Origin of the sequence: Bartonella sp. AU18XJBT, assembly GCF_028618595.1 — a bacterium.
Lineage (GTDB): Bacteria > Pseudomonadota > Alphaproteobacteria > Rhizobiales > Rhizobiaceae > Bartonella.
Window position 1 is genome coordinate 1 of record NZ_JAQITE010000150.1, and the last position, 893, is coordinate 893.

General features: G+C 30.9%; 1 pseudogene. It reads left to right on the forward strand.

The window, feature by feature from the left end:
• Positions 1–632 precede the first annotated feature (632 nt).
• Positions 633–893 (forward strand): annotated as a pseudogene (locus PVV60_RS10640) (DUF3987 domain-containing protein); the annotation flags it as partial.

Consider the following 893-nt stretch of genomic DNA (forward strand, 5'->3'; position numbering starts at 1 on the left):
GCATCCCATTATGCACGGTTAGGAAACTTAGATAAATCTCGTTTAACGTCAATTGAAAAATCAATTATTGATGTGCGTAAAGAAAATATAGTGATTATGCGCAAGCTTTACGAAAAAATGCAAGCCAAAGCTATTGGTATAGATTTCTAACTCAATAAAGTACTCATAACAAAGCTTTTTACATTAATTTATTCACACATCTTTAAACGTAATGATTAAATGAAAATCTCTCGTTTATATAGCTTTTTTGAAGGGAAAAACTGTCAAATGAGATATCCCTGCTGGTTTCTTTATTCGTTCAATCAAAAAAACTTCATTTCTCATTTTCTTAGTGCTATTTGTATTCTTCATAGCAATATTTAGCTAAGTCTAAAGTCATCTTTGTATATGCCAAATTTGTATTCGAAATGTAATTGTGAATCACTTAAATTAATTGAAAATATATTCATTATTGTTTGAAATATATTTTCATCATGAATAGAAAAACTAAAAAGTTTTCTTTCATTATGAAAATCTGAAATGGTTAGTGTTATTTCTTTTTTGCTTTTTCCTTTAATAAAAAACCATTTTGCCTATCGTTTAATGTGGTAATTAAGACAAATGCACTATGGGCTTTTAACATATCAGAAAGAGGTCATTTCTCTGCAAGTTTACAAGCGCATTTTTTGAAAATGAATAAAACCATACCAACCCTTGCGTTGATTTTTGAATTGACCGAAGGGGGGCGTTTTGAAATCAATAAAGATGCCCTTCAAACAGCTTTGCGTTGGGAAAAATATTTGATAAGCCATGCAAAGCGTCTTTATGCGGCGGGGGATACATTAACAGCAGAGCGCGCAAAATTAATTGTTGAACGATGTGATCATTTACCCGATATTTTTACAGCAAGGGAT